This window comes from Bacteroides nordii, assembly GCF_019930665.1.
Classification (GTDB): domain Bacteria; phylum Bacteroidota; class Bacteroidia; order Bacteroidales; family Bacteroidaceae; genus Bacteroides; species Bacteroides nordii.
In genome coordinates this window covers 2,407,994-2,434,796 of the sequence record NZ_CP082886.1, presented here as the reverse complement: position 1 = coordinate 2,434,796, position 26,803 = coordinate 2,407,994, and the positions used below count along the sequence as shown (strand labels likewise).

The window sequence follows — 26,803 nt, the reverse complement described above, 5'->3', positions numbered from 1 at the left end:
ATAAAGAATAAACAACTAATTAGATAAATCTTACAATTATGTCAATACAGAATAAAACAGATGTTGGGCTGATTGGTTTGGCTGTAATGGGCGAAAATTTAGCCTTGAATATGGCAAGTAAAGGATGGAATGTATCGGTATACAACCGTACAGTGCCCGGAGTAGAAGAAGGAGTGGTAGAACGATTTCTCAATGGGCGGGCTAAAGGTCTAAACATCGAAGGTTTTACTGATATTGCTACATTTGTAGATTCAATATCCTTGCCTCGAAAGATAATGATGATGGTTCGTGCCGGTAGTGCTGTAGATGAATTAATGGAACAACTTTTCCCTTTACTTTCTCCGGGTGATATCTTGATTGATGGTGGTAACTCCAATTATGAAGATACCAATCGTCGTGTGGCATTGGCTGAGTCGAAGGGGTTTCTTTTCGTCGGTGCCGGTGTGTCTGGTGGTGAAGAAGGGGCTTTGAATGGTGCTTCCATTATGCCTGGTGGTTCGGTAGCAGCCTGGCCGGCGGTGAAACCTATTCTGCAAAGTATTGCGGCAAAGGCATCGGATGGTACGCCTTGTTGTGATTGGATTGGGCCGGCAGGTTCCGGACATTTTGTGAAGATGATACACAATGGCATAGAGTATGGCGATATGCAACTTATTGCTGAGGCGTACTGGGTGATGAAGAATTTGCTTGACCTGGAGAATGAAGAGATGGCGAATGTCTTTTCTCATTGGAATGAAGGGAAACTTCGTAGCTATTTAATTGAAATTACAGCAAATATCCTGCGGCATACAGATAAGTCGGGAGGGTATCTGTTGGATAAGATACTGGATGCTGCCGGACAGAAGGGCACAGGAAAATGGTCCGTTATTAATGCCATGGAACTGGGTATGCCTTTGGGGTTGATTGCCACTGCGGTATTTGAACGAAGTTTGTCGGCTCAGAAAGAGTTGCGCGAGACAGCTTCACGGCAATTTCAATGTAAACGTACACAAGCTGTTTATAATAAACCGGAATTGGTGAAAGAGATTTATGCTGCATTATATGCATCCAAGCTGGTTTCTTATGCTCAGGGATTCGCTGTTCTTCAGCGCGCTTCTGATACTTTTGGCTGGAAGCTTGATTTGTCTTCTATCGCACGTATGTGGCGTGGAGGTTGTATCATTCGTAGTATCTTCCTGAATGACATTGCTGCTGCTTTTGAGGTAAAGGATAAGCCCAAAAACCTCTTGCTGGCGCCTTATTTCCGGGATGAAATAAAGGGATTGTTATCCGGATGGAAAACGCTGGTGGTGCAGGCTATGCGTGAAGAACTTCCTGTTCCCGCTTTTTCTTCGGCATTGAATTATTTCTACTCATTGGTATCTGCCAATTTGCCTGCTAACATGATACAAGCGCAACGCGATTACTTTGGTGCACATACTTTTGAACGAAAAGATGAACTCCGCGGACAGTTCTTCCATGAGAACTGGACAGGACATGGTGGTGATACGAAATCAGGAACATACAATAATTAGTGATAAGTGATTAGTGATAAGTGATTAGTGCCATCCGGCATAATAGCGCAGCCACTAATCACTTACCACTTACCACTAACCACTAACCACTAATCACTAACTACTAATTACTAAAATAATGGATAAATTTGTAATGATAATCTTTGGCGCTTCGGGCGATCTTACTAAGCGTAAGCTGATGCCTGCCTTGTACTCTTTGTACAGAGATAAGCGTCTCAAAGGAGAGTTTTCTGTGATGGGTGTGGGACGTACTGTGTATTCGGATACTGACTATCGTGCTTACATCTATACTGAACTTGAACAATTTGTGAAACCCGAAGAACAGGATAAAGAGTTGATGGATAACTTTACACAACATCTTTACTATCTGGCTATTGATCCTGCTATAGAGGCTGGCTATGTCCGCCTTCGTCAGCGTATTGAGGAGCTTACCGGAGAGAAGGAACCGGATAATCTGTTGTTTTATCTGGCTACACCTCCTTCTTTGTATGGAGTGATTCCGTTGCACCTCAAAAAAGCGCATCTTAATCGTGGACGGGCACGTATTATCGTGGAGAAACCATTTGGATATGATCTTCAGTCTGCCGAAGAGCTGAATCGTATCTATGCTTCTGTGTTTGATGAACATCAGATTTACCGTATAGATCATTTTCTGGGTAAGGAAACCGCTCAAAATTTGCTTGCTTTCCGTTTCGCTAACGGGATATTCGAACCTCTGTGGAATCGTAATTATATCGATTATATAGAGGTAACAGCTGTTGAAAATCTGGGTATTGAGCAGCGTGGTGGTTTTTATGACACTGCTGGTGCTTTACGTGATATGGTGCAGAATCATCTTATACAGCTTGTGGCATTGACGGCTATGGAACCTCCTGCTGTATTTAATGCTGATACGTTCCGTAATGAAGTGGTGAAAGTGTATGAGTCTCTAACTCCATTGACCGAGGAGGATTTTGAAGAACATATTGTTCGTGGTCAATACACAGCTTCTGGTAATAAGAAAGGATATCGCGAAGAGAAAAATGTAAATCCCGACTCACGGACAGAGACGTATATTGCTATGAAATTAGGAATCAGTAACTGGCGTTGGAGTGGTGTTCCATTCTATATACGTACCGGAAAGCAGATGCCTACCAAAGTTACGGAAATAGTGGTACACTTCCGTGAAACCCCACATCAGATGTTTCATTGTGCGGGAGGTAATTGTCCTCGTGCCAATAAACTAATCCTTCGCTTGCAACCCAATGAAGGTATTGTCCTGAAAATAGGAATGAAAGTACCTGGTGCGGGATTTGAAGTGAAACAAGTAACAATGGATTTCAGTTATAACCAGCTCGGTGGCGTGCCAAGTGGCGATGCTTATGCCCGTTTGATTGATGACTGTATCCAGGGTGATCCTACCCTCTTTACACGAAGTGACGCAGTGGAGGCGTCCTGGCGGTTCTTTGATCCAATCCTCCACTATTGGAAAGAACATCCCGATGCACCGCTTTATGGTTATCCGGCCGGTACATGGGGCCCTCTCGAAAGTGAGGCTATGATGCACGAACATGGTGCTGAATGGACTAATCCTTGTAAGAATTTGACGAACACAGACCAATATTGTGAACTATGAAACCTTTTATTTATCCTTCGTCCATTGAGACGGCACGCGCACTGATTCTTCATCTGATAAAAATTATGATAGATGAACCCGGCAAGACTTTCAATATTGCTTTAAGTGGTGGAAGTACTCCTGCGCTGATGTTTGACTTGTGGGCAAACGAATATAGTGATATTACTCCGTGGACGCGGATGAAAGTTTTTTTTGTAGACGAACGTTGTGTCCCACCCGAGAACTCAGATAGCAATTATGGAATGGTACGCTCATTGTTGGTGGGCGTGGTTCCTATTGATTATGAAAACGTGTTTCGTATCAGAGGAGAGGATAGACCCGATAAGGAAGCGGTCCGGTATTCCAAGGTAGTAGAAAGTCAGGTTCCTATGCAAGATGGTTGGCCTGTATTTGATGTGATATTGTTAGGAGCAGGCGGAGACGGACATACCTCGTCTATCTTCCCCGGACAAGAGAAATTATTGTCTTCAGACCGGATTTATGAAGTAAGTTATAACCCGAATAATGGTCAGAAACGTATTGCGATGACAGGTTGTCCTATTATTAATGCCCGTCGGGTAATTTTTTTGATCACAGGCAGAAATAAAGCTGAAGTGGTGGAGGAGATTTATACTTCTGGTGACACGGGACCTGCTGCCTATATTGCCCATCATGCTAAGAATGTAGAGCTCTTTCTTGATGATTATGCTGCTGCAAATATAAATGGAGAGGAAATACCGGATTGATCGGTTAGCAGGTTGATTGTAGTATCTTCTGAAATATCTATATAAGAAAGTTGTTTCAATACGATAAGAAACGGCTTTCTTTTCGTATTGAAACCTGTGATAAGAATGGTTTTGTATAATTCATTCTTATCTGGCTTTTAATAGGGTATTTCTTTTATTTTTTCAATAATATATTCTTCTTTTTCACTTCTATGACAGTAGCAAATGTAATAGTTAGGGTCGTTGACCATATCCTTAAAGCTCTGCGGTAATTCAATTTCTTTTGTCTCTCTGTTGATAGCAACCAAAGCTATCATAATTCCTTCTTCTTTGCATTTGTCAATCAGGAGGCCATTTAGCATTATTTCTTCTTCGTTCATCTCATCTGTTTTTAACGGATGCAAAGATAATGCTATAATAATAAAATTGTACTATTTGTGATATATTATTTTTTTACTAAGTCGCTTTTTAGGTAATAGATGGAAAGAAATAAAATATTACGGCTTGCTGTCTTCACAGATGGCCTGCCGTATAAAAAGTTTAAGTTTTAAATCAAAACAGATATTTGGTTAAAAAGGTTCTGTATTTAGCTTAATTCTTAGTTCTGTTTAACAAATTATTAAGCATGATAATTATATAAACAAAAATCCGCCCTACCTTCACAGGCTGGGCGGACAAGAAATCTCTTACATAGAGATTTATCAAATCTTATGCTATAATTTAAAAAAGTATATATACAGACTTTCACAAGCCTGACTAATATATTAATCAGAATTTCAAATAGTGATATATTATTGTTGTTTGATAAGTAAATAGAGGTGTCCAAAAAAATAGAAAGAGACAACCTTATAAGCCAACACGAGTTTTTTGTGGCTTTTATATGTGCAAAGGTAATATAAATAATTGAATAATGAAAAATATGATGAAGGGATTTAGGATTTGTATGCTTTAGGCTGTAATAATACCCCATTATCAACCTCTTATAAAGGTTGTTTGGAGACTATACCTTGCCTGGATGTAGACTACGCCTTGCCTGCTTGCAGACTACGCCTTTACTACATGTAGACTACGCCTACTCTGTAAACAGTTGATATGATTTTTATTTGTGGCTAATAAATGCTATGAGAAACTAATAAGAGAGGATGCGATTTGTGATGTTCATGCTATTAGGGTTGAGGATGACTATAGGGTTGAGGTACTTTACGATGAGTTATGTGTGAATTACATGATAAGTGAAGCATTTTAAGTCGGTTTCGTTTCTTCAGAATCAAGGTTTATTTTTTATGAATGCTCTAATAAACTAACACTATCTGCCTGTTTTTTTCTACAATCTCATTTTGTAGCATAAAAATAAATCTTGAATTGTCCGGGTTCTTTTTTTGGTGAAACGTATATGGTATTGATATACTGGTTTTTATTGTGATGTATAAACATTGTAATTGTCCGGGTAACTTTTTAGGATATTTTGATCTTTTTCTTTATTTTTGTCTAAAGTCATTTCTCCTTTACTTCGAAATCATTCTTTTTGATAATATACAATCCACTATAAATATTTTATTGATTGAGATAATCCTTATTAGTGTTAACATTTTAATTTTATTATTATGAAAAGAAGTAGTCTTTTATTAGCTTTTGTTTTGAGTAGTGCAAGTTTATTTTCCCAAGAAATAATTAATAATAAACTGGAATTAAATGGTGATTTTCAATTTGGTCCAACTGTGTCATCTGGAGATTGGGTGAAGGATTGGGGGCATCGTTTGTGGTTTAGTCACTTGGATGATAATACCGATCCGGTTTTTATGGCTAGGTATAATACCGAGCTGGATGCAAGTGAATTAAGGGTGAGCATCGGCGATTGTATTGATGGACGCGATAAGTTTTCTGTTGGATTTACCAATTTATTTGGTTTTGTATTTACACCAATGTTTGTTGTACAGGCTGACGGTAAAGTTGGGGTAAAGAATGATAATCCTCAGTATGAACTCGATATAAATGGTACAATCAGAAGTAATAGTATATTAGTAACAGATGGGAATATGGGAATTGGAACAACTAATCCTCAAAATAAATTGGATGTAAATGGTACTATTAGAGCCAAAGAGATCAAGGTAGAGTCCGATTGGGCTGACTTTGTTTTTAAGAAAGATTATAAGCTTCCTACTCTGAAAGAAGTGGAGACTCATATCAATGAAAATGGAACTTTACCCGGTATACCAAGTGAGGCAGAGGTTAAAGCCAACGGAGTAAATCTGGCAGAGACAAATGCTTTGCTACTTCAAAAAATAGAGGAACTGACACTTTACATCATTCAACAAGAAAAACGAATGGAGAGTATGGAAGCCGAAATAAAAAGCATGAGAGCAAATTAATATTAACGCTTAAAAATATTATTATGAAAACAAAGATTATTGCTGTATTGCTATTATTATACTCATCAATGATGTTTGCACAAATTGATCAAAAAAATGATAGTGTAAGTGCTGTTGCCATTCGATCTTCTATGACTAATACTTTGACTTCATCCGATGATAGAATGTTTCATCGCTTAGGCCTTGGTGACATTGACGATCCTACTGCCATGTTTTCAGCTTTCCAAGGAGAACCTTTGCAGAAAGCCAAAGGAGATTATATTACTTTATACTCATTCATCACTAATTGTTTTTACAATGTAGCTTACAATCGACTTTTTCTTGTAAGAGATGCCGCTGGTGATGAATGGACTACTGCCAGATTTCATGAAGGTATTTCTATTGATGACTCTTTTTCAAAGCCAGGAGAAACCAGAACGTGGTGGGAGCGAGATCCTTATGATAAAATTCAGTCATGGGGTGACGGAGCAGAAACGTATATGACCATTAATAGAGGTAATGTAGGTATTGGTACACTGGATCCACAAGGATATAAATTAGCTGTTAATGGTACTATTCGTGCAAAAGAGATAAAAGTAGACTCTGATTGGGCTGACTTCGTTTTTAAGAAGGGCTACAAACTTCCTACATTGGAGGAAGTAGAGCAATACATCGGTGAAAAAGGTACTTTGCCGGGTGTACCTTCAGAAGAAGAAGTAAAAGCCAATGGAGTGAATTTAGCTGAAACCAATGCTTTGTTACTTCAAAAGATAGAAGAATTAACTTTATACATAATTGAAATGAAGAAAGAAATCAATGAGTTAAAAAAGAGATAATAGCTATTAATTTACTAACTTTTAAATTTATAGGTTATGAAAAAGATTCTACTACTTTTTGTGTCACTATTTTGTGTGGGATTGGGTTTTGCTCAACAAATAGGGGATGGTTATGCACAAACTATTAATAGTTTTAATAGTATATTAAATACAGGTATTTATGATTCAGACAAAGTTCAAACAAACTATCCTTATGAAATTCCCCAATGGCCTTGGAAATATTTATTTGTTATGCGTCATAATGATTCAAACCTTAATTATCAATTTCAGATTTCCACAACTTTTGAACATGATGACCGAATATTTTTTAGAAAACTGGCCCACTTGAAAACGGATACTGAGTATAATAACAATTGGCAGGAGTTTGCCACCAGAGGAGTAAATACTTTTAATGGGGTTCAAACAATTAATGGAGACCAGTATGTTAATGGAAATATACATGTAAACAAATACTTGTTTATTCCTTCTAATAGAGAATTGATTTTTGGTAATACTTCTGATAGAGATCATAGTTTACGAATATCATATAATGGGAATGATAATAATGGTTCCTGTTATATTAATTATTCTGGAGACTTAAGATATCGTAATGGGTCTATGACCGATGATGTTCCAGTTGTCTTATTTTCAAAAGATAATAATGTTGGTATTGGTACACTGGACCCACAAGGATATAAATTAGCTGTTAATGGAACTATTCGTGCAAAAGAAATAAAAGTAGACTCTGATTGGGCCGACTTCGTTTTTAAGAAGGATTATAAACTTCCAACATTAGGAGAGGTAAAGAAGCATATTACAGAAAAAGGTACTTTACCAGGTATTCCTAGTGAATCAGATGTTAAAGCCAATGGGGTTAGTTTGGGTGAAGTGAATGCTTTATTACTTCAAAAAATTGAGGAATTGACTCTGTATGTAATAAAACAACAGGAAGAGATAGAACAATTAAAGGCATTAAATAATAAATAGATTATCATGAAATTCAAGATTATATTAATTCTAATATGCTTTTCTGTAAAGCTAAATGCGCAGTGGCACTTATTGGGGGATTATAATCCTATACCGGGTATTCCATACGAATATACAGCAGGATTAATTACTGGCGGGGTATCAAAGGCTTCGGAAGATGTTTATACTTGGGAAGTTATCAATGGTAAGATAAGAGATCAAGATGGGAATTATACGTTATCTACGATAAATAGAGACTATATGGGACTTTATAATTCTCCTATTTCAGTAGTTTGGGATTGTATTGGTATAAATGAGGAAGCTAAATTAATATTGAAACATGACGTTTGGGTGGGGGATGTTTCTTGGAGTATTGGTGTGCAACCTTGTAATGTGGCAATTGCCAATAAAGAGTATGAATATAACGATAATGAGAGTGGGACATATTTGACTATTATAAATGTTCAAGTTAAGAATAATGTAACTGTTAATTTTAATGGATATCGTTCTGTTAGAATCTTACCAGGCTTCATAGCAGAACAGGGAAGCGTAGTTAGAATATATAATGAACTTCCTTCTGCTCCATCCTTGTTTACAAGAAGTTCTGTAACAGGTATTAATGATGAGGTAAAAGATAATCCGGAATTGTGTCAGAACATTCCTAATCCGGCTTCATTCATGACCTCTATATCTTTTGTGATACCTGAGATACGAAAAAGTGCTTATTTACAATTCTACAATATGATGGGAGTTTTAGTCCTGAAAATACCAATAACTTCTATTGGCCAAAATAGTATTGATGTAAACACTACAGAACTAATTAATGGGGTTTATATGTATTCTCTTATAGTTGATGATTGTTTGATTGATACCAAACGAATGGTAGTAGCGAATTAGTAATTAAGGCAGCCTGATAAGCTGCCTTAATTTATTCTTCTTTTGTTTTAGTATTGCAGCAATAAAACAGCAATAGAATAGCGTCCAAAGTGACGTTTGAGGAGGCTCAATGATAAACACTAATTAAGAAAGAAAAGACCCGATTTGTATTTGTAATTAATTGAAGATAAGTAAATAAAAAAAGAGACTTCCTTGTTCGTCCGCCGACGAGGAAGTCTCTTAACACAAAAACTAAACTAGACTTAACTAAACTATTCTATTCTCAGAGTTTCACAACTCCTTTCTGTTCGGGACAAAGATATATATTTGTCATCTATTTTGCAAATAAGAATAGACAAATGGGAGCATTTTACCGATAAACAGGTTATTTCTTAGCTTCTTTCATCAAGGAAAGTTTGAAAAACCTGTTTGTAGCTATCACTGATGGGGATATATGTCTTATCAAAGACAATCCGACCACGATCTATGATCCGTATTTTATCCTTTTGCACAATGAATGAACGATGTACTCGCATGAAGCGAGTGGGAGGGAGCAATTCCTCCATAGATTTCATGCTCATCAGCGAAAGGATGGGTTTGGGCTGATCTTCGGTATATATTTTAATGTAATCTTTCAATCCTTCGATATAAAGAATCTTTTTAAGTTCTATTTGTACCAGTTTGTAATCGCTTTTTACGAAGATACTTTCGATCTCATCCGGTTTCTGTACGAGTTCAAACCACTGTAACGCCTTATTGGCTGCTTGCAGGAAGTCGACGTAAGAAATAGGTTTTAGCAAATAATCGAGAGCATTCACACGATACCCGTCGATGGCATATTGATTGAAAGCAGTGGTGAATATAATGCGGGTATTTTTGTCTACCATTCTGGAGAATTCAAGCCCGTTAAGTTCCGGCATTTGAATATCTAAAAAAAGCAGATCAACTTTCTTTTCCGGAAGCTCGTTCATTGCTTGTACAGCACTCGAATATTTACCGGTTAAAGACAAAAACGGAGTTTTGTTGACATAACTTTCCAGCAGATCAAGAGCCAGAGGTTCATCGTCTACGATGGCACAATTTAGGGTCATGACTTTAATAATTAGTGATAAGTGATTAGTGATAAGTGATTAGCGATAAGTGATTAATGGGCTACGCTGTGAACCGCATGGCACTAATCATTAATCACTTATCACTAATTACTCCTCCCTAATCACTAATCTTGATGAATATTCTTTTTTATCTTTACTCACTTCGTGTTGCCACTGATAACGTCCGGGATAGATTAATTCCAGACGTTTGCTTACTTGTTCCAGTCCGATGCCCGAACCACTTTTATCTGTTTCGGCTTTGGGATGGTAACTGTTTGTTATTTCACATCTCACTTCTCCGTTGGATTCAGAAAAAGCAATACGGATAAAGCTGGGTTCTGTAGGAGAGATACCATGCTTAAAGGCATTCTCGATAAGTGATATGAAAATGAGTGGAGCAATTTCTGTTCGGTTGTCCGGAGATATATCGATATTTGTTTCTACTACTACATTGGAGGAGAGGCGGATACGCATTAGCTCTATGTAATTGCGAATGAAATCCATTTCTTTCCCTAAAGAGACAAATGTTTGCTGGTTATCATACAATACGTGGCGAAGAAGCCGGCTTAACTCTTGTACGGCTTGTTGCGCCTTGTCTGTATCAAAGGCGATAAGGGCATAGATGTTATTCAGTGTGTTAAGTAAGAAATGAGGATTCAACTGATTCCGTAAGTTCTTTAATTCAGCTTCCGTACGGCTCCTTTCTGCTTCTCGTCGTGCTGCTTCAATTTGTCCCCACCGGATACTCATTTTGATTGCGGCAGCAAGGCTTATGGTAAGTACCATCGAGAACATATCGCGAACAAAAAAGATCCAGCCGGGAGGCATGTTTTTATGAGGAGTTTTGGGAATATCATTAACAAACATGATGGTTTGCCATAAATGAAGCCCACCGCTCATGAGAACAATTAATGTGAGATTCAGCAATAGAAACTTTTGAACGCGTTCATTAAACAAATAACGGGGAATAAAAATGAAATAGTTTAAATAGAATACGATACAAAAACTAAGAGGTACTCCGCTACGGCGTATGTACCCTATCCAGTCAATAGGTTCTCCTCCCCGGTTGATAAAAAAGAACGGGAAGCCAAAAATGATGCCCCAACCAATGATATGGGTTAGTACTACGGCAAAGCGAACGCGGCTGTTTGTAGGTTGTTTCATATTTGCAAAGATAGTAAAATTAGTGATTAACGAGTAGTGATAAGTGATTAGTTCCATGCGGATCATAGTACTCATCACTTATCACTCCTCATTTTTTACTATTGTTGTTTATTCGTATCGTATGGCCTCAATCGGATCAAGGTCCGCTGCTTTTTTAGCCGGATACCAGCCAAAGAATACTCCTGTGACAGTACATACGGCAAATGATAAGAATACGCTCCACGGTTGTATAAAGATAGGCCAATGGGCTACGCTCTTAACGATCCAGCTGGCGCCACAACCTATAATTACGCCTATAATACCTCCGGTGATACTTATCAGGATAGCTTCTATCAGAAACTGGCTGAGGATATCTATCCCTCGTGCACCTACCGACATACGGAGTCCGATTTCGCGGGTACGTTCTGTGACGGATACATACATAATATTCATAATACCAATACCACCCACTACCAGTGAAATACCGGCGATACAAGCGAGTAGGGTAGTCATTAGGTCGGTCGTAGAATTCAGCATTGTACTAAGTTCCTGTTGGCTACGTATAGTAAAATCATCATCGTCACTGTCTTTCAGCTTATGTTCGCGACGCAGGATACTTGTGATTTCTTCGATCGCATAATCTGTCATATCTTCGGAGAGTGCAGAGGCGTAAATTCCTTGCAGGTAAGTGACGGCCAGCAAACGTTTCATTACTGTAGTATAGGGTGCCAGTACAATATCGTCCTGGTCCATGCCCATAGAGTTATATCCCTTGGCTTTGAGTACACCTACTACACGGAAAGGTATTTTATTGAAGCGAATAACTTTTCCAACAGGATCGGATCCGTCAGGGAAAAGGTTATCGGCTATTGTTTTTCCGATGATGCAGACTTTGGCAGAGCTCTGTATATCTGCTTCGGTGAACATCTCTCCGTTTTCTACATCCAATTGGCGGATTTTGAGATAATCCAATCCCACGCCACTAACGGAGGACGGATAGTTATTATTACCATTGACAAGCTGTCCGGAAGAAGATACATTAGGACTGATTCCTGAAAGATAGTTTGTTTCTTCACGCAGCTTTTCATAGTTTTCCAACTTTAACGTCTGCATCTCGGATGCATCGCGACGTACACCACCACGCATGTCACCTCCGGGATGTATCATGATCATGTTCGATCCCATTTCGGCTATTTGCGTCTGGATACTTCTTTTGGAGCCTTGACCAATAGCCAGCATGGTGATAACGGATGCTACGCCAATGATGATACCCAGCATTGTCAAGAAAGCCCGCAACTTATTGTTGGCTAATGCTCTAAGGGCTATTTTGAATAAATTGGTTCCGTTCATTATTTTGATTTACATTTAGACAATTTACGATTTACGATTGAAGTCACTTTGATTTACGATTAGACAATTTACAATTGAAAGCATTTTGATTTACGATTAGATAATTTACAATTGAGATTACTCTTATCTATAATTTAAAAAGTGGCTTCAATCGTAAATTGTAAATCGTTCAATCGTAAATCCTTTCAGTCTTCATCATTTTTTGGCAATGCCGCCAATCCTTCAATTGCAGAGAGGATCTGATTATTGATTGTGTCTTCTATTACGTGTCCGTCCCGCAACCGAATGTTGCGACTACTGTATTGTGCCAATTCCGGATTATGGGTGACGAAGATAATAGTACGACCTTCGGCATGAAGTTTCTGGAACAGTACAAGTATCTCGAATGAGGTACGTGTGTCAAGATTACCCGTTGCTTCATCCGCCAGTATTACAGCCGGATTATTAACCAATGCGCGGGCAATAGCTACACGCTGCATCTGCCCTCCGGACATTTGATTGGATTTATGTTCCAGTCGATCGCCCAGTCCTACATCCTGCAATGCTTCAATAGCCCTTCTACGACGTTCGGAAGCACTGACGCTGGCATTATACATCAGAGGAAGTTCCACATTTTCGATGGCAGTTGTTTTAGGCAACAGGTTATAACTTTGGAATACAAAACCGATTTTCCGGTTTCGTAGTACGGCCCGTTGAGATTTACTCATGCTTCTTACAGATATTCCGTCAAGTAGATATTCTCCGCTTGTTGGAGTATCCAGACATCCCAATGTATTTAACAAGGTTGACTTGCCTGAACCTGACGTACCCATGATGGTTACAAACTCTCCTTCGTTGATGGTGAAAGAGACCCCACGCAAGGCGTGTACGATCTCTTCTCCCACTAAAAAGTCCCGTTTGATGTTATGTAGTTCAATTACTTTCTTGCTCATATTATTGAGGACATTAATTTATTTTTTCTTATTTCCTCCTGGTCTGCCAGGCATGAAGGGACTTTTTTCTGTATTTCCACCTGTTCCCATCTCAGCCATATTACTTGTAGGTGTACCGAGATTGGCTTCGCTTATCACTTGGGTACCTTCGTTGATTCCACCTGTAATTTCAGTTTTGATTCCATTACTAATACCTATTTGTACAGGATGTGCAGTGAATGTATTACCTTCTTTTGTCCAAAGTTTATGTTCTCCCGCGCAATCTTTTACAATGTCTTCTTTGCCGATGAGGGGAACTTCAGGAGTGAAGCGTAATGCTCTGGAAGGTACGCTTAGAACATCCTTTTTGTCCAGGATATAGATTGTGACATTGGCTGTCAGGCGAGGCTTGAGTTTTAAGTCCGGGTTTTGTGCAGAGATAACTACTTCATATGTCACTACACTTGTTGTTGCACTACTACTCGTACTTGTACTACTACTTGTACTTCCCAAGCGTATCTGAGTGACCTTACCTTCGAACATATCATTGGGATATGCATCTACAGTGAAACTTACGCGTTGTCCTTCTTCTACGCCACCTATATCAGCTTCATCCACATCGGCCACAACTTGCATCTGTGTCAGGTCTGCGGCAATAGTAAACAGGGTCGGTGTTTCAAATCCGGAAGCAACTGTCTGTCCTTCTTCTACATCACGACTGATAACTACGCCATCAATGGGCGAAGTGATGGTAGCATATGAAAGGTTACGTTCGGCTTTAGCCAAAGCGGCTTTACTACTGTCGAACATACTTTTAGCCTTATCGTAGTTGTATACGGCTTGTTCGTAATCCGTATCGCTGATAAGAGTTTTTTCATGCAATCCTTTACTACGTTCGTAATTCTTCTTCTGATATTCATATTCAGCTTTATTTCCGTCATAGGTTGCACGTGCTGAAGCAAGTTCACTTTGGAGTGTCACTTTATCCATTTCTGCAATAAGTTCTCCTTTGGTAACAACGGAATTGTAATCGACGTAAATCTTATCTACAATACCGGATACCTGTGTACCGACTTCTACTTCCGTTACAGGTGCGATCGTTCCTGTAGCCGTTACGGAGTTAGAGATGTCATTTTTGCTTACGGTAGCTGTGACATATGAGATTTTGTGCTTGGTTGCCCCACCACTAAAAGCCCATATCGCTACACCTGTCACCACTATAATGGCAACACCGATGAGGATGATTTTTTTCTTGTTCATGGTTATATTTACTATTTTATAATTTGCTGTTTAGTTTTTAATTTACGCGTACCATTAGGTCGGTTACGCGCAGTATTTGGTTATAGTTCGATATCCCCTCCCTGGTAGAACTTTAATAACTGAGCATTTAATATGGCCATGTATTTAGCCTGCAAGGTTTCTTGTTGGGCACTGAGAAGGTTATTCTTTTCCGTTAGCAGTTCTACGGTATTTTTCATACCTAAGTTGAACTGTGCACTTACCAGATCAAAGCTGGTCTGAGTACTACGGAGTTTTTCTTGTGCAGCTACATAACGTTGCTGAGCACTATTGGCATCAAGCCACAACCCTTCAATGGTTTTATACAGTGTTTTTTGTTCGTCCAGCAGGTTTAACATACTGGTCTCACGTTGTAATTTAGCTTTCTGTACAGCACTTTTCGTTTGGCGATTATTAAAGATAGGTACACTAATAGATAATCCTAAAGAGTTGTTCCAGCCATTCTTTACTTGTTGGGCAAAGGTAAAGTCGGAACCACTGGTATTGTTTGTACCAATCCCGGCACTAAGGCTGACACTGGGCATGTATCCGGCACGGGCGATATCGATATTTAATTCGGATGCCTGTATGTTCAGTTTTCTCGATTCAATTTCCGGACGTACGGCAAGAGCTGCATGATAAACATCCGTTTTGGTAGGTAGGGGAGAGAGTACTTTACTATTATCCAGCGCAGGCAGATAGAGGTTCATTTCTTCTTCACCGTCCAGCTCAAGTAATTGTTTCAGTTGCAACTTGTAGTTTTGCAGAGTAGTTTGTGCAGTAACAAGTTGATAACGATCAGTACTTACTTGTGCTTCCAATTGTGCCAGATCGGCTTTAGACAGGCTACCGGCAGCAAGCAACTCTTTTCCACGGTCGCATTGTGCTTCACTGACAGCGAGGGTGCTTTCATTAACTTTCACCGATTCGGCAGCATAGAGAATCTGTACATAGGTCTGTGTGATGCTTTCCTCGATATTCTTTTCTGAGATAGCTACATCCAGTTCTGCTACACGATTGTTCAGCTTCTCCTGTTCAATTGTTTTCAGACGTTTACTGCCATTGTATACAGTCCACTGTGCATTTAGTCCGTAGTTACCATTATAATTGGTTTTACTGTTACTGCGTAGAATTTCGGTTCCGCTTACCGTACTGCTTGATTCCTGATATGGACGGTTCACCATATTCTGGCTGGTAGAAAATGAGAGACTTGGAAAAAGAGCTGCTTTAGCTGTTTTTACATCAACGGCTGTACTTTCTGCATTAATACGGCTTTTGCGTAGGGTGATGTTTTGCTCTAAAGCATAGTCGATACAGTCTTGTAAAGTCCATTCGGCAGGGAGTTGTTGAGAATTGTTCTCCACCGTTTGTTCTGTGGCTGGAGTAGCGTAAGTGTTCATAGCCGGATTATCTTGTGCCCTGAGGACATTGCCACCTATGCTACTACTGGTTACGCAGAGTGTTATTACTGTCAATCTTCTTACATTTATCATACTTCTTACAGTTTATTATTCTTTATTGATGTATGCGAAGGTACGTACCTATAATAACTGTTGCAAAAATGATAGACGTAAGGGGAAGTTTCGCCGCTGAATGAGTTATTTATGTCGATAAGATAACTATGATTCATTCGCTAAATACATAGTTGTCAAAAAAGTAATTATAAGAATCCTTTAAGGAGATAAATGAGGGAAGACGATGAATGTTTGTATCTATGTAATAGCCTGATTTATAATGAATCAGAAACTCTTGTTTATAGGTTGTTAAGAGTGTACAATTCTGTAAATGTTAATTGTACACTTTTACTATACTATATTGTACATTCTTGATATACTAAAGTGTACACTCTTATGAAATAAAACTCGAATGTTAAACAATAGCGTTAACATTGTTAACACTATTGTATCAAGTTATGCATTTGTCAAATGATCCATAATAATGGATTTCTTTTCATGCTTTTATTTTGTTCGTGAACTCAGGGTTACTATATTATCAGGTGAAGGTTCTTTTCCCATTGAAGTAGAAAGTATATCTTTTTTTATGCCATACATATACAAAATAGGAGTGTTATCTGTCCCTATTAGTATGCAAGCATCATCCTGTTTAATCCACTTTTTTATTTCTATTCTTGTATAATCATTTGTTGCTCTATTTTCTATAATAAGTGCATTTTCTTGATATTCTTCATAAATATCTTTGAGTTCTGTTATACCGGCAACTCCTCCATATTGACGGAATGGTATCCAATGGCCTATAACGCAACTTTTTATGGCGCTAATAGGGATGTCCTTGAACAAGACATTAGACGGATCATATTGGGGATTGGATTCTTCTTTACTGCATGCAAACAATGACAAAATGCAAAATAATAAACAGATTAGTTTTTTTATAGTTTTCATAAGCTTAGGTATTTGTTTTATAGTTCAAAGGTTTTATTGACTAACAAATATAAATGCTTTTTTTAAATAAACCTACTGTTTGTAAGGATTGTTTTGAAAACAGTTGTAATTAATATCTTTCTTTTTCGTACAAATGCTATAAAATAAGGACACTGAATCTGAAATCTTAATTGGTTTTAGGCATTGTGTTTTATCCTTTTTATATAGATCATCAGGCTAATTACTGCTGTGATAAAAGCCAGTCCGTCTGATACCGGCATACTCATCCAAATGCCATTCAACCCATACCAGCCGGGAAATAACAGAAGGCAGGGCAGTAAGTATACCAATTGGCGGGACAACGAGAGGAATATGCTGACTTTTGCTTTCCCGATACTTTGAAAGAAGTTAGAAATAACAATCTGTGCACCAACCAGAGGGAACATCAAGATACAGATACGCAGCCCTGTCGCTGCCATATTAATCAACTCCTCACTGTCAGTGAATATAGCAGAAACGGTGTGCGGAAAGAGTTCGCAGATAATGAAACCACTGCTTGTGATCAGTACACCAACGATGATACCCAGGCGGAGCGTATGTTTTACACGATCCTGTTTTTGTGCACCGTAGTTGTAACCGATGATGGGTTGCATCCCCATGGTCAGTCCCATTACAATCATAACGTAGAGCATTAACAACCGGTTCATAATACCGTATGCACCGATAGCCATGTCTCCACCATACTTCTGTAAGCTGTTGTTGATAAGGATCACGATGACACAAGCGGTTACATTCATTGCAAAAGGGGACATACCGATAGAAAAGATACTGGCTACAATACGTCTTTTCATTTTCCAGAAACCAGGACGGAAATGAACAAAACTCTCCTTGTTGCGAAAATGCTGCACTACCCATACCATACCGATAAATTGCGATACTACAGTTGCCATAGCCGCTCCCCGGATTCCCCAATGGAAATGGAATATGAATATAGGAGCAATAATTACGTTGGCTAATACAGTTACCAGAGAAGTCAGCATCGCTTTCTTTGGATATCCGGTGGCACGCATTACATTATTCAACCCTATCATGGTATATGTCACAGGAGTGCCAAGTAGGATTACCTGCATAAAATCGCGTGCGTAGGGTAATGTAGCAGGGCTGGCACCGAAGAAGTTTAGTATAGGATCCAGAAAAATAAAAGCAATGCCGCCAAATACTACCGAGTTAATAAGGCACAGCATTAATGTGTTGCCCAACACTTCTGTTGCACCTTCCATATCTTTCTGCCCTAAGCGGATAGAAGAAATAGTAGCCCCACCGGCCGAAATAAGTACACAGAAAGCTACCACAAGATTCATCAGCGGAAATGTAATGGCCAAGCCGGAAATAGCTATAGCTCCTACACCATGCCCGATAAAAATACTATCAATAATGTTGTAGAGTGAAGTAATAGTCATTCCGATAATAGCGGGAATAGAGTATTGTAACAGAAGTTTCCCGATTTTTTCGGTTCCCAGAATGCGTGGGTCGGTTTGTTGCGCCATATGTTGAGTCGTTACGGTTTTTTAAGTGGTGCAAAGGTACGAATAATTTGCCTTATCCATTGATTATTCTGAACTTTGCGCCGATGTAAATACAACGTTTAACGTTTAAAGGTAAAAGATGTTTATGGATGCTACAAAGACAATTGCTGCATTGTTCGATTTTGACGGTGTTATAATGGACACAGAACCACAGTATACTATTTTTTGGAATGAACAGGGACAAAAGTATCTGCATAAAGAGAATTTTGGTCCCGGAATAAAAGGGCAGACCCTGGCACAGATTTATGATAAATACTTTTCCGGAGATCTTGTTCCGGTACGTGAGCAGATTACTCGTGAACTTAATAAGTTTGAGAAAGATATGGTCTATGAATATCTTCCGGGGGTACAAGGTTTCCTTGCCGATCTTCGTCATCATGGTGTGAAGATCGCTCTTGTCACCAGTTCCAACGAAGAGAAGATGGAGAATGTCTATCATGCTCATCCCGAATTCAAGACACAGTTTGATCGTATTCTTACCGGTGAGATGTTTGAACATTCTAAACCGGCTCCGGATTGTTTTTTGCTTGGAATGAAGATATTTGGGACTACTCCGGAGAACAGTTTTGTATTTGAAGATTCTTTTCACGGCTTGCAAGCCGGGCGCTATTCCGGTGCTATTGTTATAGGATTGGCAACCACAAATTCCTGTGAAACGATCATAGATAAAGCAGATGTTATCATGGATGATTTCATGGGAATGACCTATGAGAAGTTACTGTCTATGGCGAAATGAAACTTATTCTGTCACTAACTTATTTAATGTTTTCGGCAAGTACTCTCGTTGCATAGGGGCGGGAGCTTGCATGTTTCTTGTTTGGTTTATTGGAGTATCATCAAAGTTATAATAATTCTGATAATAAAGTAATTAAACGGATTGGGAAGTTCTCCAAAATATGAATTCTTCTGCTTTTCTTGTTTGTTATAAATTAAAAGTTATACCTTTGCGCCCAATTTATTAATTCATAAATATATAGAAACATGGCTGGATATATATCAGATGACACCAGAAAAGTGACTACACATCGCCTGATAGAAATGAAAGAAAGAGGCGAGAAGATATCTATGTTGACTGCTTACGATTACACAATGGCACAGATTGTTGATGGTGCCGGAATGGATGTGATTCTTGTCGGTGATTCTGCTTCCAATGTGATGGCAGGTAATGTGACAACTCTTCCTATTACGCTCGATCAGATGATTTACCATGGTAAGTCTGTTGTGCGTGCAGTGAAACGTGCTATGGTGGTAGTAGATATGCCGTTTGGTTCCTATCAGGGAAATTCAAAAGAGGGTCTTGCTTCTGCTATTCGTATTATGAAAGAGAGCCATGCCGATGCATTAAAATTAGAGGGTGGCGAAGAAATCATCGAAACTGTAAAGCGCATTCTTTGTGCAGGTATTCCTATCATGGGTCACTTAGGACTGATGCCACAGTCAATCAATAAATATGGTACTTATACGGTTCGTGCTAAAGATGAAGCAGAAGCTGAAAAGCTGATTCGTGATGCACACTTACTTGAAGAAGCCGGTTGTTTTGCACTGGTTCTTGAGAAGATCCCTGCCGAACTGGCCAAACGTGTGGCAAGTGAACTGACTATTCCTGTCATTGGTATTGGTGCCGGTGGTGATGTAGATGGTCAGGTACTTGTTATTCAGGATATGTTGGGTATGAACAATGGTTTCCGTCCCCGTTTCCTGCGTCGTTATGCTGACTTGTTCACAGTGATGACGGATGCTATCAGTCACTACGTTTCGGACGTAAAGAACTGTGACTTCCCGAACGAGAAGGAACAATATTAATATTTATGACAAATCATTTGTGGACAATTCATTTTATGCGGATATGTATTGCTAATTTGCTGTTGTTCATATCCCTGTATATGCTATTTCCGGTTGTTCCGGTAGAGATGGCGGATCACTTGGGTGTGCCGGTTTCTCAAACCGGAGCAATGTTTTTATTGCTTACTTTGGGAATGTTTGCCATTGGTCCCTTTCATGCGTATCTGGTAGATGCATATAAGCGGAAGTATGTCTGTGCTTTCTCTTTTGCAACGATGGTAGCGGCTACGGTGGGATATGGTTTTGTTAATGATATCACACAGCTGTTGCTGCTTTGTTTCGTACAAGGTATTGCATTTGGTATGGCTACTACGGCAGGTATTACGCTGGCTATTGATATTACCAATACTAATCTGCGTAGTTCGGGAAATATTGCTTTCTCGTGGGCGGCCCGGTTAGGAATGCTTATCGGCATAGCATTGGGGGTAGGTTTGTATCAGTGGTATGATTTTAAAACCTTATTGTATGTATCGGTTATTGTCGGATTGGCAGGCATTTTCTTTGTTTCCCGTGTTTATGTACCTTTCCGTGCACCGATTGTGACTAACCTATGTTCGTCCGACCGTTTTTTACTTTTACGAGGATGGTTGCCCGCTTTCAATCTTATGTTGATAGCTTTCATTCCGGGATTGTTGTTACCTGTTTTTCATAATTCATTGAGTGATGTGTTTATAGGTAATATCGAAATTCCGTTTTTTGCAATAGTAGGAGTGGGGTTCCTGTTTTCTGTATTGCTGGCAAGGTTTGTTTATCGTGAGGAGAAAACGCTGAGAGTAATTACTTTAGGAATTAGCCTGATGATGGTTTCTTTTATTTTACTGAAAGAACTGCCGGCTATTGTAACTGCCATATTGTTGGGAGTGGGACTTGGATTGGTTACTCCTGAGTTCTTGCTGATGTTTGTAAAACTGTCACAACATTGCCAGCGTGGCACTGCCAATACCACTCATCTTTTAGCATGGGAAACAGGCATGTCTTTGGGAGTTGCTGCTGCTTGCTATCTGAGCACTGAGTCTTCTGTAGATGCTGTTTATCATTTAGGGCGTATTCTGACTCCGATAGCTTTGCTGTTTTTCATATTGTTGACCTATCCTTATTTTAAGAAAAAGCGGGTACGATAGTTGAATAATTGAAAATTGAAAATGAAAGAAAGGCAGAAGAAACATGCTGGAGATTTACCAGCAGTCTTTCATTTTCAATTTTCAACTTTCAATTAATATATGGTATAAAGATAACCAATCCTACGATTGCTGCTGCGATAGCACATATCAGTACAGCGCCTGCTGCAATGTCTTTTACCTCACCGGCTATCGGATGCCATTCAGGAGATACTAAATTCACGAGTCGCTCGATAGCTGTATTGAATGCTTCTGCCGCGATAACAACCCCTATGCAGATAATAATTGCTACCCATTCGAACTTCTCTATATCGAAAATAAAGCCTGCAATAATTACTAACATAGCGATTGTCAGATGAATCCATACGTTGTGTTCCCTACATACAAAGCCTCTGATTCCTTTCCATGCATAAGTAAAGCTTTTCAGACGTTTTTTTATACTGAATGATTCCATAAGTACTGTATCCTAATTAAATGATCGTATCATTGAAACGCAGATTATCGCAAATTCACGCAAAGAATATCGTCTCTCAAATGTAGCATGCCATCTAATCTGCGATAATTTGCGATCATTCGCGTTTCAATAAAACATTGGTACATTGATTCATTATTTTTCAATTTCTACTCACTTGTTTCACTCCTTTTACCGTCCTTAATTTCTTTATCAAAGCTTCCAGACGACCTGTATCACCTACCATGATAGTCATTGTACCCGAGAACAGGCCATCATGGGAGTCAATGCCAATGGAACGTAACGTGATATTGTTTTCTTTAGAAATAATCGAAGTAATGTTTGTTACAATACCAATGTCATCATGTCCCACTACACGGAGTGTGATGGGGTATTGCGTTCCCTGTGATTTTCCGGCCCAACGGGCTTTTACAATACGATATCCAAAGCGTTCTCTCATTTGATCTGCATTCGGACAATCCATGCGGTGAATCTTTATACCTCCGGATACAGTAACAAACCCGAATACTTCATCTCCATAGATCGGATTACAGCATTTAGCCAGTTTGAACTCCAGTCCTTTCAGATTTTGATCAATGACAAGTACATCTTCTTTGCCATTTGTCTCTTCTATCTGGTTTTGCAGGTTATATCCTTCGGCACTGCGATATACAATTTCATCATGTGTATCGTTGTCTCGTTTTTGCTGTTCTATGTATTTATCGAGCAAGTCGTTTACATCCAGCGTACCATCGGCTATCGCCTGATAGAACTCTGTCACTACCTTATATCCCAGTCGCTTGATGAGGCGCATCATTGTACCCTCATCGTATTCCATCTTCCGGTTCTTAAATTTACGTTCCAGTGTTTCTTTGGCAAAGTCATGCTGGCGTGCCACCATCTCTTTCAGTGCCTGTCGAATCTTGGTACGAGCCTTGGAGGTGGTTACAATGTTCAGCCAATCCTGCTTGGGTGTCTGAGTGTTCGATGTCATGATCTCCACCTGGTCACCGCTATTCAGTTTTTGTTTCAACTGGGCGTTTTTGCCATTGACCTTTGCACCGATACATTTACAACCCAATTTGCTATGGATATGGAAAGCAAAATCGAGTACAGTTGCTCCTTTGGCCAGTTTGAAAAGGTCTCCTTTGGGTGTAAATACGAATACCTCATCCTCGTACAGATCCATCTTGAACTGGTCCATCACTTTCATTGAATCGTTGTCCGGATTCTCAAGTGCTTCACGTACAGAAGTCAGCCATTCGTCCAGCCCTGTCTCTCCTTTGATACCTTTGTACCGCCAGTGAGCTGCAAGACCCCGTTCGGCTATTTCATCCATGCGACGGGTACGTATCTGTACCTCCACCCATTTACCTTCCGGTCCCATTACGGTGATGTGGAGCGATTCATACCCATTACTTTTAGGAATAGACAGCCAGTCACGCAAACGCTTCGGATTGGGCTGATACATATCTGTCACGATAGAATAAGCCTGCCAACACTCCTGCTTCTCTTTTTCCGGATCCGAATCGAGAATGATTCGAATGGCAAAAAGGTCATAGATACCTTCAAAAGGCGTCTTTTGTTTCTGTATCTTGTTCCAAATAGAGTGGATGGACTTGGTACGCCCCTTAATGTCGAATTTCAGACCGGCCTCTTTTACTTTCTTTTGTATCGGTTCTATAAAAGCAGCAATGTACTTGTCCCGCGATGCTTTTGTTTCATTCAGTTTGTCTTTAATGAAATAATAAGTATCCCGGTGAATATACTTCAGAGACAAGTCTTCCAATTCCGACTTCAGTTTGTAGAGCCCTAACTTATGAGCCAATGGTGCATACAGATAGGCCGCTTCATTGGCTACCTTGATGCGGTCTTCCTCATTTTCCGAATCCTTGATTTGCCGCATTACGTTTACACGGTCGGCAATCATAATAAGGATTACACGCATATCCTCTGCAAAGGAGAGGAGCAGGTTACGGAAGTTTTCAGATTCGATGGCAGGACTTTTTGCATACAGCTCATTGGTCTTTACCAATCCTGTGATAATACTCGAAACATCCTCTCCAAACTCACTGCGGACAGTTGCAGGAGATAATACGTTATTTTTTACAATCTCGTGCAGCATGATACCTATCAGGCACGATCCTTTCATTCCTATTTCATCGGCCACAACAACTGCCGTTTGTAAATCCCTGATAACAGGATTCATCCCAAAATTGTTACGGCGCAGACTATTGCACTGTGCAGCATGAATAAGGTATTTCTTCAGCTTCCGGGTATCGTCCTTCGTGATACTTTCTCCTGCTGACCGTATCAGCCGTTTATATAAAGCGAATAACTCAGCTTTCTCTTTTTCTGTGAAAAATGAAATATCCTCCATGATAAATAATTATTTAATGTACCAATATGTCAATGTGCCAATTAGCTGCGCTGTGATACCGAATGGTAATTGGCACATTGGCATATTGGCACATTACTACATTATTTCGACGTAAAAGTAGTTTTTTTTGTTTAGTAAAAGGGCATAACTAAATAACATTTTGTATTTTTGGGCATCAATTAATAAAAATAGATACGTATGATGACACCACAAGACAAAGAGTTGCTTGCCAAAAAAGGTATTTCGGAAGCTCAGATAGCCGAACAACTGGCATGCTTTCAGAAAGGTTTTCCGTTTTTGAAACTGGATGCGGCTGCATCGGTTGAGAAGGGGATTCTTGCTCCTGATGCAGATGAGCAGGGGGCATATCTTGCAGCCTGGGATGCATATAAGAATACAGAGAAGACGATTGTGAAGTTTGTTCCTGCCTCCGGAGCAGCCAGTCGTATGTTTAAGAATTTGTTTGAGTTTCTGGGAGCCGACTATGATCAGCCTACAACGAAATTTGAGCAGGCATTCTTTGAGAGTATTGAGAAGTTTGCATTTTATGATGATTTGAATGTAGCCTGTCAGCGTACAGCCGGAAAGGATATTTGCGGATTAATAGCCGAAGGAAATTACAAAGCAGTGGTATCTGCCCTGCTCGAAGAAGCCGGATTGAATTACGGTGCTTTGCCTAAAGGACTGCTCAAATTCCATAAATATGAAGAAGGTTCACGTACGCCGCTTGAAGAACATTTGGCCGAAGGTGCTATGTATGCTGCCGGAAAGTGTGGCAAGGTGAATGTGCATTTTACTGTTTCTACTGAGCATCGTGAACTCTTTAAAGTTCTGGTAGCAGAGAAAGCCGGAGAGTTTGCCCAGCGCTATGGGGTAGATTACAATATCACTTTCTCAGAGCAGAAGCCCAGTACGGATACGATTGCTGCCGATATGGATAACCAGCCTTTCCGTGATAATGGTAAGCTGTTGTTCCGTCCGGGTGGTCATGGAGCGCTGATTGAGAATCTGAATGATCTTGATGCCGATATTATCTTTATCAAAAACATCGATAATGTAGTACCTGATAGATTGAAAGCAGATACGGTGCTTTATAAGAAACTGATTGCCGGAGTGCTGGTTGCTTTGCAAAAACAAGCTTTTGAATATCTGGAATTGTTGGATAGCGGTGATTATTCTCATGAACAGGTGATGGAAATTCTTCAGTTCGTACAAAAGAAACTATTCTGTAAGAATCCGGAGACTAAGAATCTGGAAGATTCAGAGTTGGTGATGTATCTGAGAAAGAAACTGAATCGTCCGATGCGTGTTTGTGGTATGGTAAAGAATGTAGGCGAACCGGGAGGTGGTCCGTTCTTAGCCTATAACAATGATGGTACTATCTCATTGCAGATTCTGGAAAGCTCTCAGATTGATATGGATGATCCTACTGCCAAAGAGATGTTTGAGAAAGGTACTCACTTTAATCCGGTAGATCTGGTATGTGCCGTACGTGATTATAAAGGCCATAAATTTGATTTGACGAAGTATGTAGATAAAGCTACTGGGTTCATATCTTATAAGTCCAAGAATGGCAAAGATCTCAAGGCTCTTGAACTTCCCGGATTGTGGAATGGGGCAATGAGTGACTGGAGCACCGTGTTTGTGGAAGTGCCACTCTCTACTTTCAATCCTGTAAAAACAGTGAATGATTTATTGCGTGAGCAACATCAATAAACGCATTGAAATAGAAAGAAAAAAAGCCAGACTCCATGCAAAGGAGGCTGGCTTTTTTAATACAATAGAAATATTTTTGTTAGGTAAATAATTGTTTAATCCAATGCACAAATACTTCTGCATGTTCTGAATTTGGATTTAATATTTTTGCAGTAATAGCCGTTCCCATAGGCTTACCTGGTTCATCTTGCCAAGCCAGGAACGTATGGATCTTTGCTTTTGAACGATGTACTGATTTGTACTGTTGTATCTGGCTTTCTTCCAATTCGTTTAGTATGGATTCTGCTTTTTGCATTAAAGGGTCAGCTTCAGGTGCCAAGCTAATTATGAAGTCTTCGAGCATGCCATTTATATTATTATCAGGCATAATCCAAATTCCAATTGTTGCGTCATAACTGTCGATAGGTTTGAGAATAAGTCCGGATGCAGGCCATTCACAATCGGCACAGTTATATTTCTGACTTTGTCTTAAAACCTCCAGAATTTGTGCTTTTCTTTTATTTAAATCAACATCTGCATCTATTACAATGCCTATTCTTTGATGTGCTGATGGGTTGGATAGCCTTGTTTTTAATTGTCCCAATACATTTTCTATACTATTACAATCTATTACATCGAAATTTTCTGCTAATTGATGATGCTGGCAAAACGACCATATAACATGTTGATCGTCATTTCCTTCTACCAATAGTTTGTAAGTGTGTTTTTCTGTGATTTTCAT

23 protein-coding genes are annotated in these 26,803 nt (G+C 39.4%); 11 read left to right on the top strand and 12 right to left on the bottom strand.

The features are described from left to right. Positions 1-38 precede the first annotated feature (38 nt). The 3 genes from gnd to pgl all read left to right on the top strand — a co-directional run bounded on the left by gnd (position 39) and on the right by pgl (position 3,854). Positions 39-1,514, top strand: coding sequence for a decarboxylating NADP(+)-dependent phosphogluconate dehydrogenase (gnd, locus tag K8P02_RS09645; protein ID WP_007485174.1), 1,476 nt, complete (start codon positions 39-41; stop codon positions 1,512-1,514). 118 nt (positions 1,515-1,632) lie between these two features. Further along, on the top strand, positions 1,633-3,129 hold the full coding sequence (zwf, locus tag K8P02_RS09640) for a glucose-6-phosphate dehydrogenase (RefSeq protein WP_002560707.1): 1,497 nt from the start codon (positions 1,633-1,635) through the stop codon (positions 3,127-3,129). Then, on the top strand, positions 3,126-3,854 hold the full coding sequence (gene pgl, locus K8P02_RS09635) for a 6-phosphogluconolactonase (RefSeq protein WP_007485176.1): 729 nt from the start codon (positions 3,126-3,128) through the stop codon (positions 3,852-3,854). Before zwf ends, pgl begins: the two co-directional genes overlap by 4 nt. Before the next feature lie 137 nt (positions 3,855-3,991). Here the strand turns inward: pgl and K8P02_RS09630 are convergent, their stop codons facing one another. Further along, the gene (locus K8P02_RS09630; protein WP_025867664.1) at positions 3,992-4,213 is read right to left on the bottom strand and encodes a hypothetical protein; all 222 of its coding nucleotides are present in this window, start codon (positions 4,211-4,213) and stop codon (positions 3,992-3,994) included. A gap of 1,224 nt (positions 4,214-5,437) precedes the next feature. Here K8P02_RS09630 and K8P02_RS09625 point away from each other — a divergent pair. From K8P02_RS09625 to K8P02_RS09610, 4 genes are read left to right on the top strand one after another with little or no spacing between them, the layout of a single operon-like run. Further along, a complete protein-coding gene (locus tag K8P02_RS09625; protein ID WP_002560704.1) occupies positions 5,438-6,202 on the top strand; it encodes a hypothetical protein in 765 nt (254 codons plus the stop codon). Between the two features lie 23 nt (positions 6,203-6,225). Further along, positions 6,226-7,017, top strand: a complete 792-nt coding sequence (locus K8P02_RS09620; protein WP_025867666.1) for a hypothetical protein — start codon at positions 6,226-6,228, stop codon at positions 7,015-7,017. Positions 7,018-7,053: 36 nt separating this feature from the next. Continuing rightward, on the top strand, positions 7,054-7,983 hold the full coding sequence (locus K8P02_RS09615; protein WP_223382266.1) for a hypothetical protein: 930 nt from the start codon (positions 7,054-7,056) through the stop codon (positions 7,981-7,983). Between the two features lie 6 nt (positions 7,984-7,989). Next, entirely contained in the window at positions 7,990-8,859 is an 870-nt protein-coding gene (locus K8P02_RS09610; protein WP_002560701.1) for a T9SS type A sorting domain-containing protein, read from the top strand. A 371-nt stretch (positions 8,860-9,230) separates the two neighbouring features. Here K8P02_RS09610 and K8P02_RS09605 read toward each other — a convergent pair whose 3' ends face one another. The 8 genes from K8P02_RS09605 to K8P02_RS09570 all read right to left on the bottom strand — a co-directional run bounded on the left by K8P02_RS09605 (position 9,231) and on the right by K8P02_RS09570 (position 18,536). Next, positions 9,231-9,929, bottom strand: coding sequence for a LytR/AlgR family response regulator transcription factor (locus K8P02_RS09605; RefSeq protein ID WP_007485184.1), 699 nt, complete (start codon positions 9,927-9,929; stop codon positions 9,231-9,233). Positions 9,930-10,037: 108 nt separating this feature from the next. After that, the gene (locus tag K8P02_RS09600) at positions 10,038-11,093 is read right to left on the bottom strand and encodes a sensor histidine kinase (protein WP_025867668.1); all 1,056 of its coding nucleotides are present in this window, start codon (positions 11,091-11,093) and stop codon (positions 10,038-10,040) included. A 108-nt stretch (positions 11,094-11,201) separates the two neighbouring features. After that, a complete protein-coding gene (locus K8P02_RS09595) occupies positions 11,202-12,422 on the bottom strand; it encodes an ABC transporter permease (protein ID WP_002560698.1) in 1,221 nt (406 codons plus the stop codon). A gap of 185 nt (positions 12,423-12,607) precedes the next feature. Next, entirely contained in the window at positions 12,608-13,354 is a 747-nt protein-coding gene (locus K8P02_RS09590) for an ABC transporter ATP-binding protein (protein WP_002560697.1), read from the bottom strand. A gap of 18 nt (positions 13,355-13,372) precedes the next feature. Beyond that, entirely contained in the window at positions 13,373-14,593 is a 1,221-nt protein-coding gene (locus tag K8P02_RS09585) for an efflux RND transporter periplasmic adaptor subunit (protein WP_002560696.1), read from the bottom strand. Between the two features lie 80 nt (positions 14,594-14,673). Beyond that, positions 14,674-16,104, bottom strand: a complete 1,431-nt coding sequence (locus K8P02_RS09580) for a TolC family protein (protein ID WP_025867669.1) — start codon at positions 16,102-16,104, stop codon at positions 14,674-14,676. Between the two features lie 465 nt (positions 16,105-16,569). Then, a complete protein-coding gene (locus K8P02_RS09575; protein ID WP_002560694.1) occupies positions 16,570-17,010 on the bottom strand; it encodes a hypothetical protein in 441 nt (146 codons plus the stop codon). A gap of 176 nt (positions 17,011-17,186) precedes the next feature. Next, the gene (locus K8P02_RS09570) at positions 17,187-18,536 is read right to left on the bottom strand and encodes an MATE family efflux transporter (protein ID WP_002560693.1); all 1,350 of its coding nucleotides are present in this window, start codon (positions 18,534-18,536) and stop codon (positions 17,187-17,189) included. 124 nt (positions 18,537-18,660) lie between these two features. On the opposite strand from K8P02_RS09570, the gene K8P02_RS09565 reads away from it, so the two are divergent. The 3 genes from K8P02_RS09565 to K8P02_RS09555 all read left to right on the top strand — a co-directional run bounded on the left by K8P02_RS09565 (position 18,661) and on the right by K8P02_RS09555 (position 21,538). Next, positions 18,661-19,311, top strand: a complete 651-nt coding sequence (locus tag K8P02_RS09565; RefSeq protein ID WP_007485189.1) for an HAD family hydrolase — start codon at positions 18,661-18,663, stop codon at positions 19,309-19,311. A 245-nt stretch (positions 19,312-19,556) separates the two neighbouring features. Continuing rightward, a complete protein-coding gene (gene panB / locus K8P02_RS09560) occupies positions 19,557-20,378 on the top strand; it encodes a 3-methyl-2-oxobutanoate hydroxymethyltransferase (RefSeq protein ID WP_002560691.1) in 822 nt (273 codons plus the stop codon). 5 nt (positions 20,379-20,383) lie between these two features. Further along, entirely contained in the window at positions 20,384-21,538 is a 1,155-nt protein-coding gene (locus tag K8P02_RS09555) for an MFS transporter (RefSeq protein WP_025867670.1), read from the top strand. Between the two features lie 88 nt (positions 21,539-21,626). On the opposite strand, the gene K8P02_RS09550 is transcribed toward K8P02_RS09555, so the two are convergent. Both K8P02_RS09550 and K8P02_RS09545 read right to left on the bottom strand, forming a co-directional pair. Continuing rightward, positions 21,627-21,989, bottom strand: coding sequence for a diacylglycerol kinase family protein (locus K8P02_RS09550; protein ID WP_002560689.1), 363 nt, complete (start codon positions 21,987-21,989; stop codon positions 21,627-21,629). Between the two features lie 160 nt (positions 21,990-22,149). Next, complete coding sequence (locus K8P02_RS09545; protein ID WP_025867671.1) at positions 22,150-24,366, bottom strand: RelA/SpoT family protein; 2,217 nt, start codon at positions 24,364-24,366, stop codon at positions 22,150-22,152. Between the two features lie 198 nt (positions 24,367-24,564). On the opposite strand from K8P02_RS09545, the gene K8P02_RS09540 reads away from it, so the two are divergent. Next, positions 24,565-26,082 (top strand): DUF4301 family protein, encoded by a 1,518-nt coding sequence (locus tag K8P02_RS09540; protein ID WP_044166226.1) that lies wholly within the window; start codon positions 24,565-24,567, stop codon positions 26,080-26,082. A gap of 79 nt (positions 26,083-26,161) precedes the next feature. Here the strand turns inward: K8P02_RS09540 and K8P02_RS09535 are convergent, their stop codons facing one another. Then, positions 26,162-26,803, bottom strand: coding sequence for a DUF3226 domain-containing protein (locus K8P02_RS09535; RefSeq protein ID WP_007485194.1), 642 nt, complete (start codon positions 26,801-26,803; stop codon positions 26,162-26,164).

Excerpts from the sequence above, each read along its gene's own strand:
- K8P02_RS09585 (WP_002560696.1), bottom strand. The coding sequence starts at position 14,593 with ATGAACAAGAAAAAAATCATCCTCATCGGTGTTGCCATTATAGTGGTG.
- K8P02_RS09540 (WP_044166226.1), top strand. The coding sequence starts at position 24,565 with ATGATGACACCACAAGACAAAGAGTTGCTTGCCAAAAAAGGTATTTCG.
- K8P02_RS09620 (WP_025867666.1), top strand. The coding sequence starts at position 6,226 with ATGAAAACAAAGATTATTGCTGTATTGCTATTATTATACTCATCAATG.
- K8P02_RS09610 (WP_002560701.1), top strand. The coding sequence starts at position 7,990 with ATGAAATTCAAGATTATATTAATTCTAATATGCTTTTCTGTAAAGCTA.
- K8P02_RS09630 (WP_025867664.1), bottom strand. The coding sequence starts at position 4,213 with ATGAACGAAGAAGAAATAATGCTAAATGGCCTCCTGATTGACAAATGC.
- K8P02_RS09595 (WP_002560698.1), bottom strand. The coding sequence starts at position 12,422 with ATGAACGGAACCAATTTATTCAAAATAGCCCTTAGAGCATTAGCCAAC.
- K8P02_RS09535 (WP_007485194.1), bottom strand. The coding sequence starts at position 26,803 with ATGAAAATCACAGAAAAACACACTTACAAACTATTGGTAGAAGGAAAT.
- gnd (WP_007485174.1), top strand. The coding sequence starts at position 39 with ATGTCAATACAGAATAAAACAGATGTTGGGCTGATTGGTTTGGCTGTA.
- K8P02_RS09575 (WP_002560694.1), bottom strand. The coding sequence starts at position 17,010 with ATGAAAACTATAAAAAAACTAATCTGTTTATTATTTTGCATTTTGTCA.
- K8P02_RS09550 (WP_002560689.1), bottom strand. The coding sequence starts at position 21,989 with ATGGAATCATTCAGTATAAAAAAACGTCTGAAAAGCTTTACTTATGCA.
- K8P02_RS09580 (WP_025867669.1), bottom strand. The coding sequence starts at position 16,104 with ATGATAAATGTAAGAAGATTGACAGTAATAACACTCTGCGTAACCAGT.
- K8P02_RS09565 (WP_007485189.1), top strand. The coding sequence starts at position 18,661 with ATGGATGCTACAAAGACAATTGCTGCATTGTTCGATTTTGACGGTGTT.
- K8P02_RS09545 (WP_025867671.1), bottom strand. The coding sequence starts at position 24,366 with ATGGAGGATATTTCATTTTTCACAGAAAAAGAGAAAGCTGAGTTATTC.
- K8P02_RS09570 (WP_002560693.1), bottom strand. The coding sequence starts at position 18,536 with ATGGCGCAACAAACCGACCCACGCATTCTGGGAACCGAAAAAATCGGG.
- K8P02_RS09625 (WP_002560704.1), top strand. The coding sequence starts at position 5,438 with ATGAAAAGAAGTAGTCTTTTATTAGCTTTTGTTTTGAGTAGTGCAAGT.
- K8P02_RS09600 (WP_025867668.1), bottom strand. The coding sequence starts at position 11,093 with ATGAAACAACCTACAAACAGCCGCGTTCGCTTTGCCGTAGTACTAACC.
- K8P02_RS09590 (WP_002560697.1), bottom strand. The coding sequence starts at position 13,354 with ATGAGCAAGAAAGTAATTGAACTACATAACATCAAACGGGACTTTTTA.
- K8P02_RS09615 (WP_223382266.1), top strand. The coding sequence starts at position 7,054 with ATGAAAAAGATTCTACTACTTTTTGTGTCACTATTTTGTGTGGGATTG.
- K8P02_RS09555 (WP_025867670.1), top strand. The coding sequence starts at position 20,384 with ATGACAAATCATTTGTGGACAATTCATTTTATGCGGATATGTATTGCT.
- K8P02_RS09605 (WP_007485184.1), bottom strand. The coding sequence starts at position 9,929 with ATGACCCTAAATTGTGCCATCGTAGACGATGAACCTCTGGCTCTTGAT.
- pgl (WP_007485176.1), top strand. The coding sequence starts at position 3,126 with ATGAAACCTTTTATTTATCCTTCGTCCATTGAGACGGCACGCGCACTG.
- zwf (WP_002560707.1), top strand. The coding sequence starts at position 1,633 with ATGGATAAATTTGTAATGATAATCTTTGGCGCTTCGGGCGATCTTACT.
- panB (WP_002560691.1), top strand. The coding sequence starts at position 19,557 with ATGGCTGGATATATATCAGATGACACCAGAAAAGTGACTACACATCGC.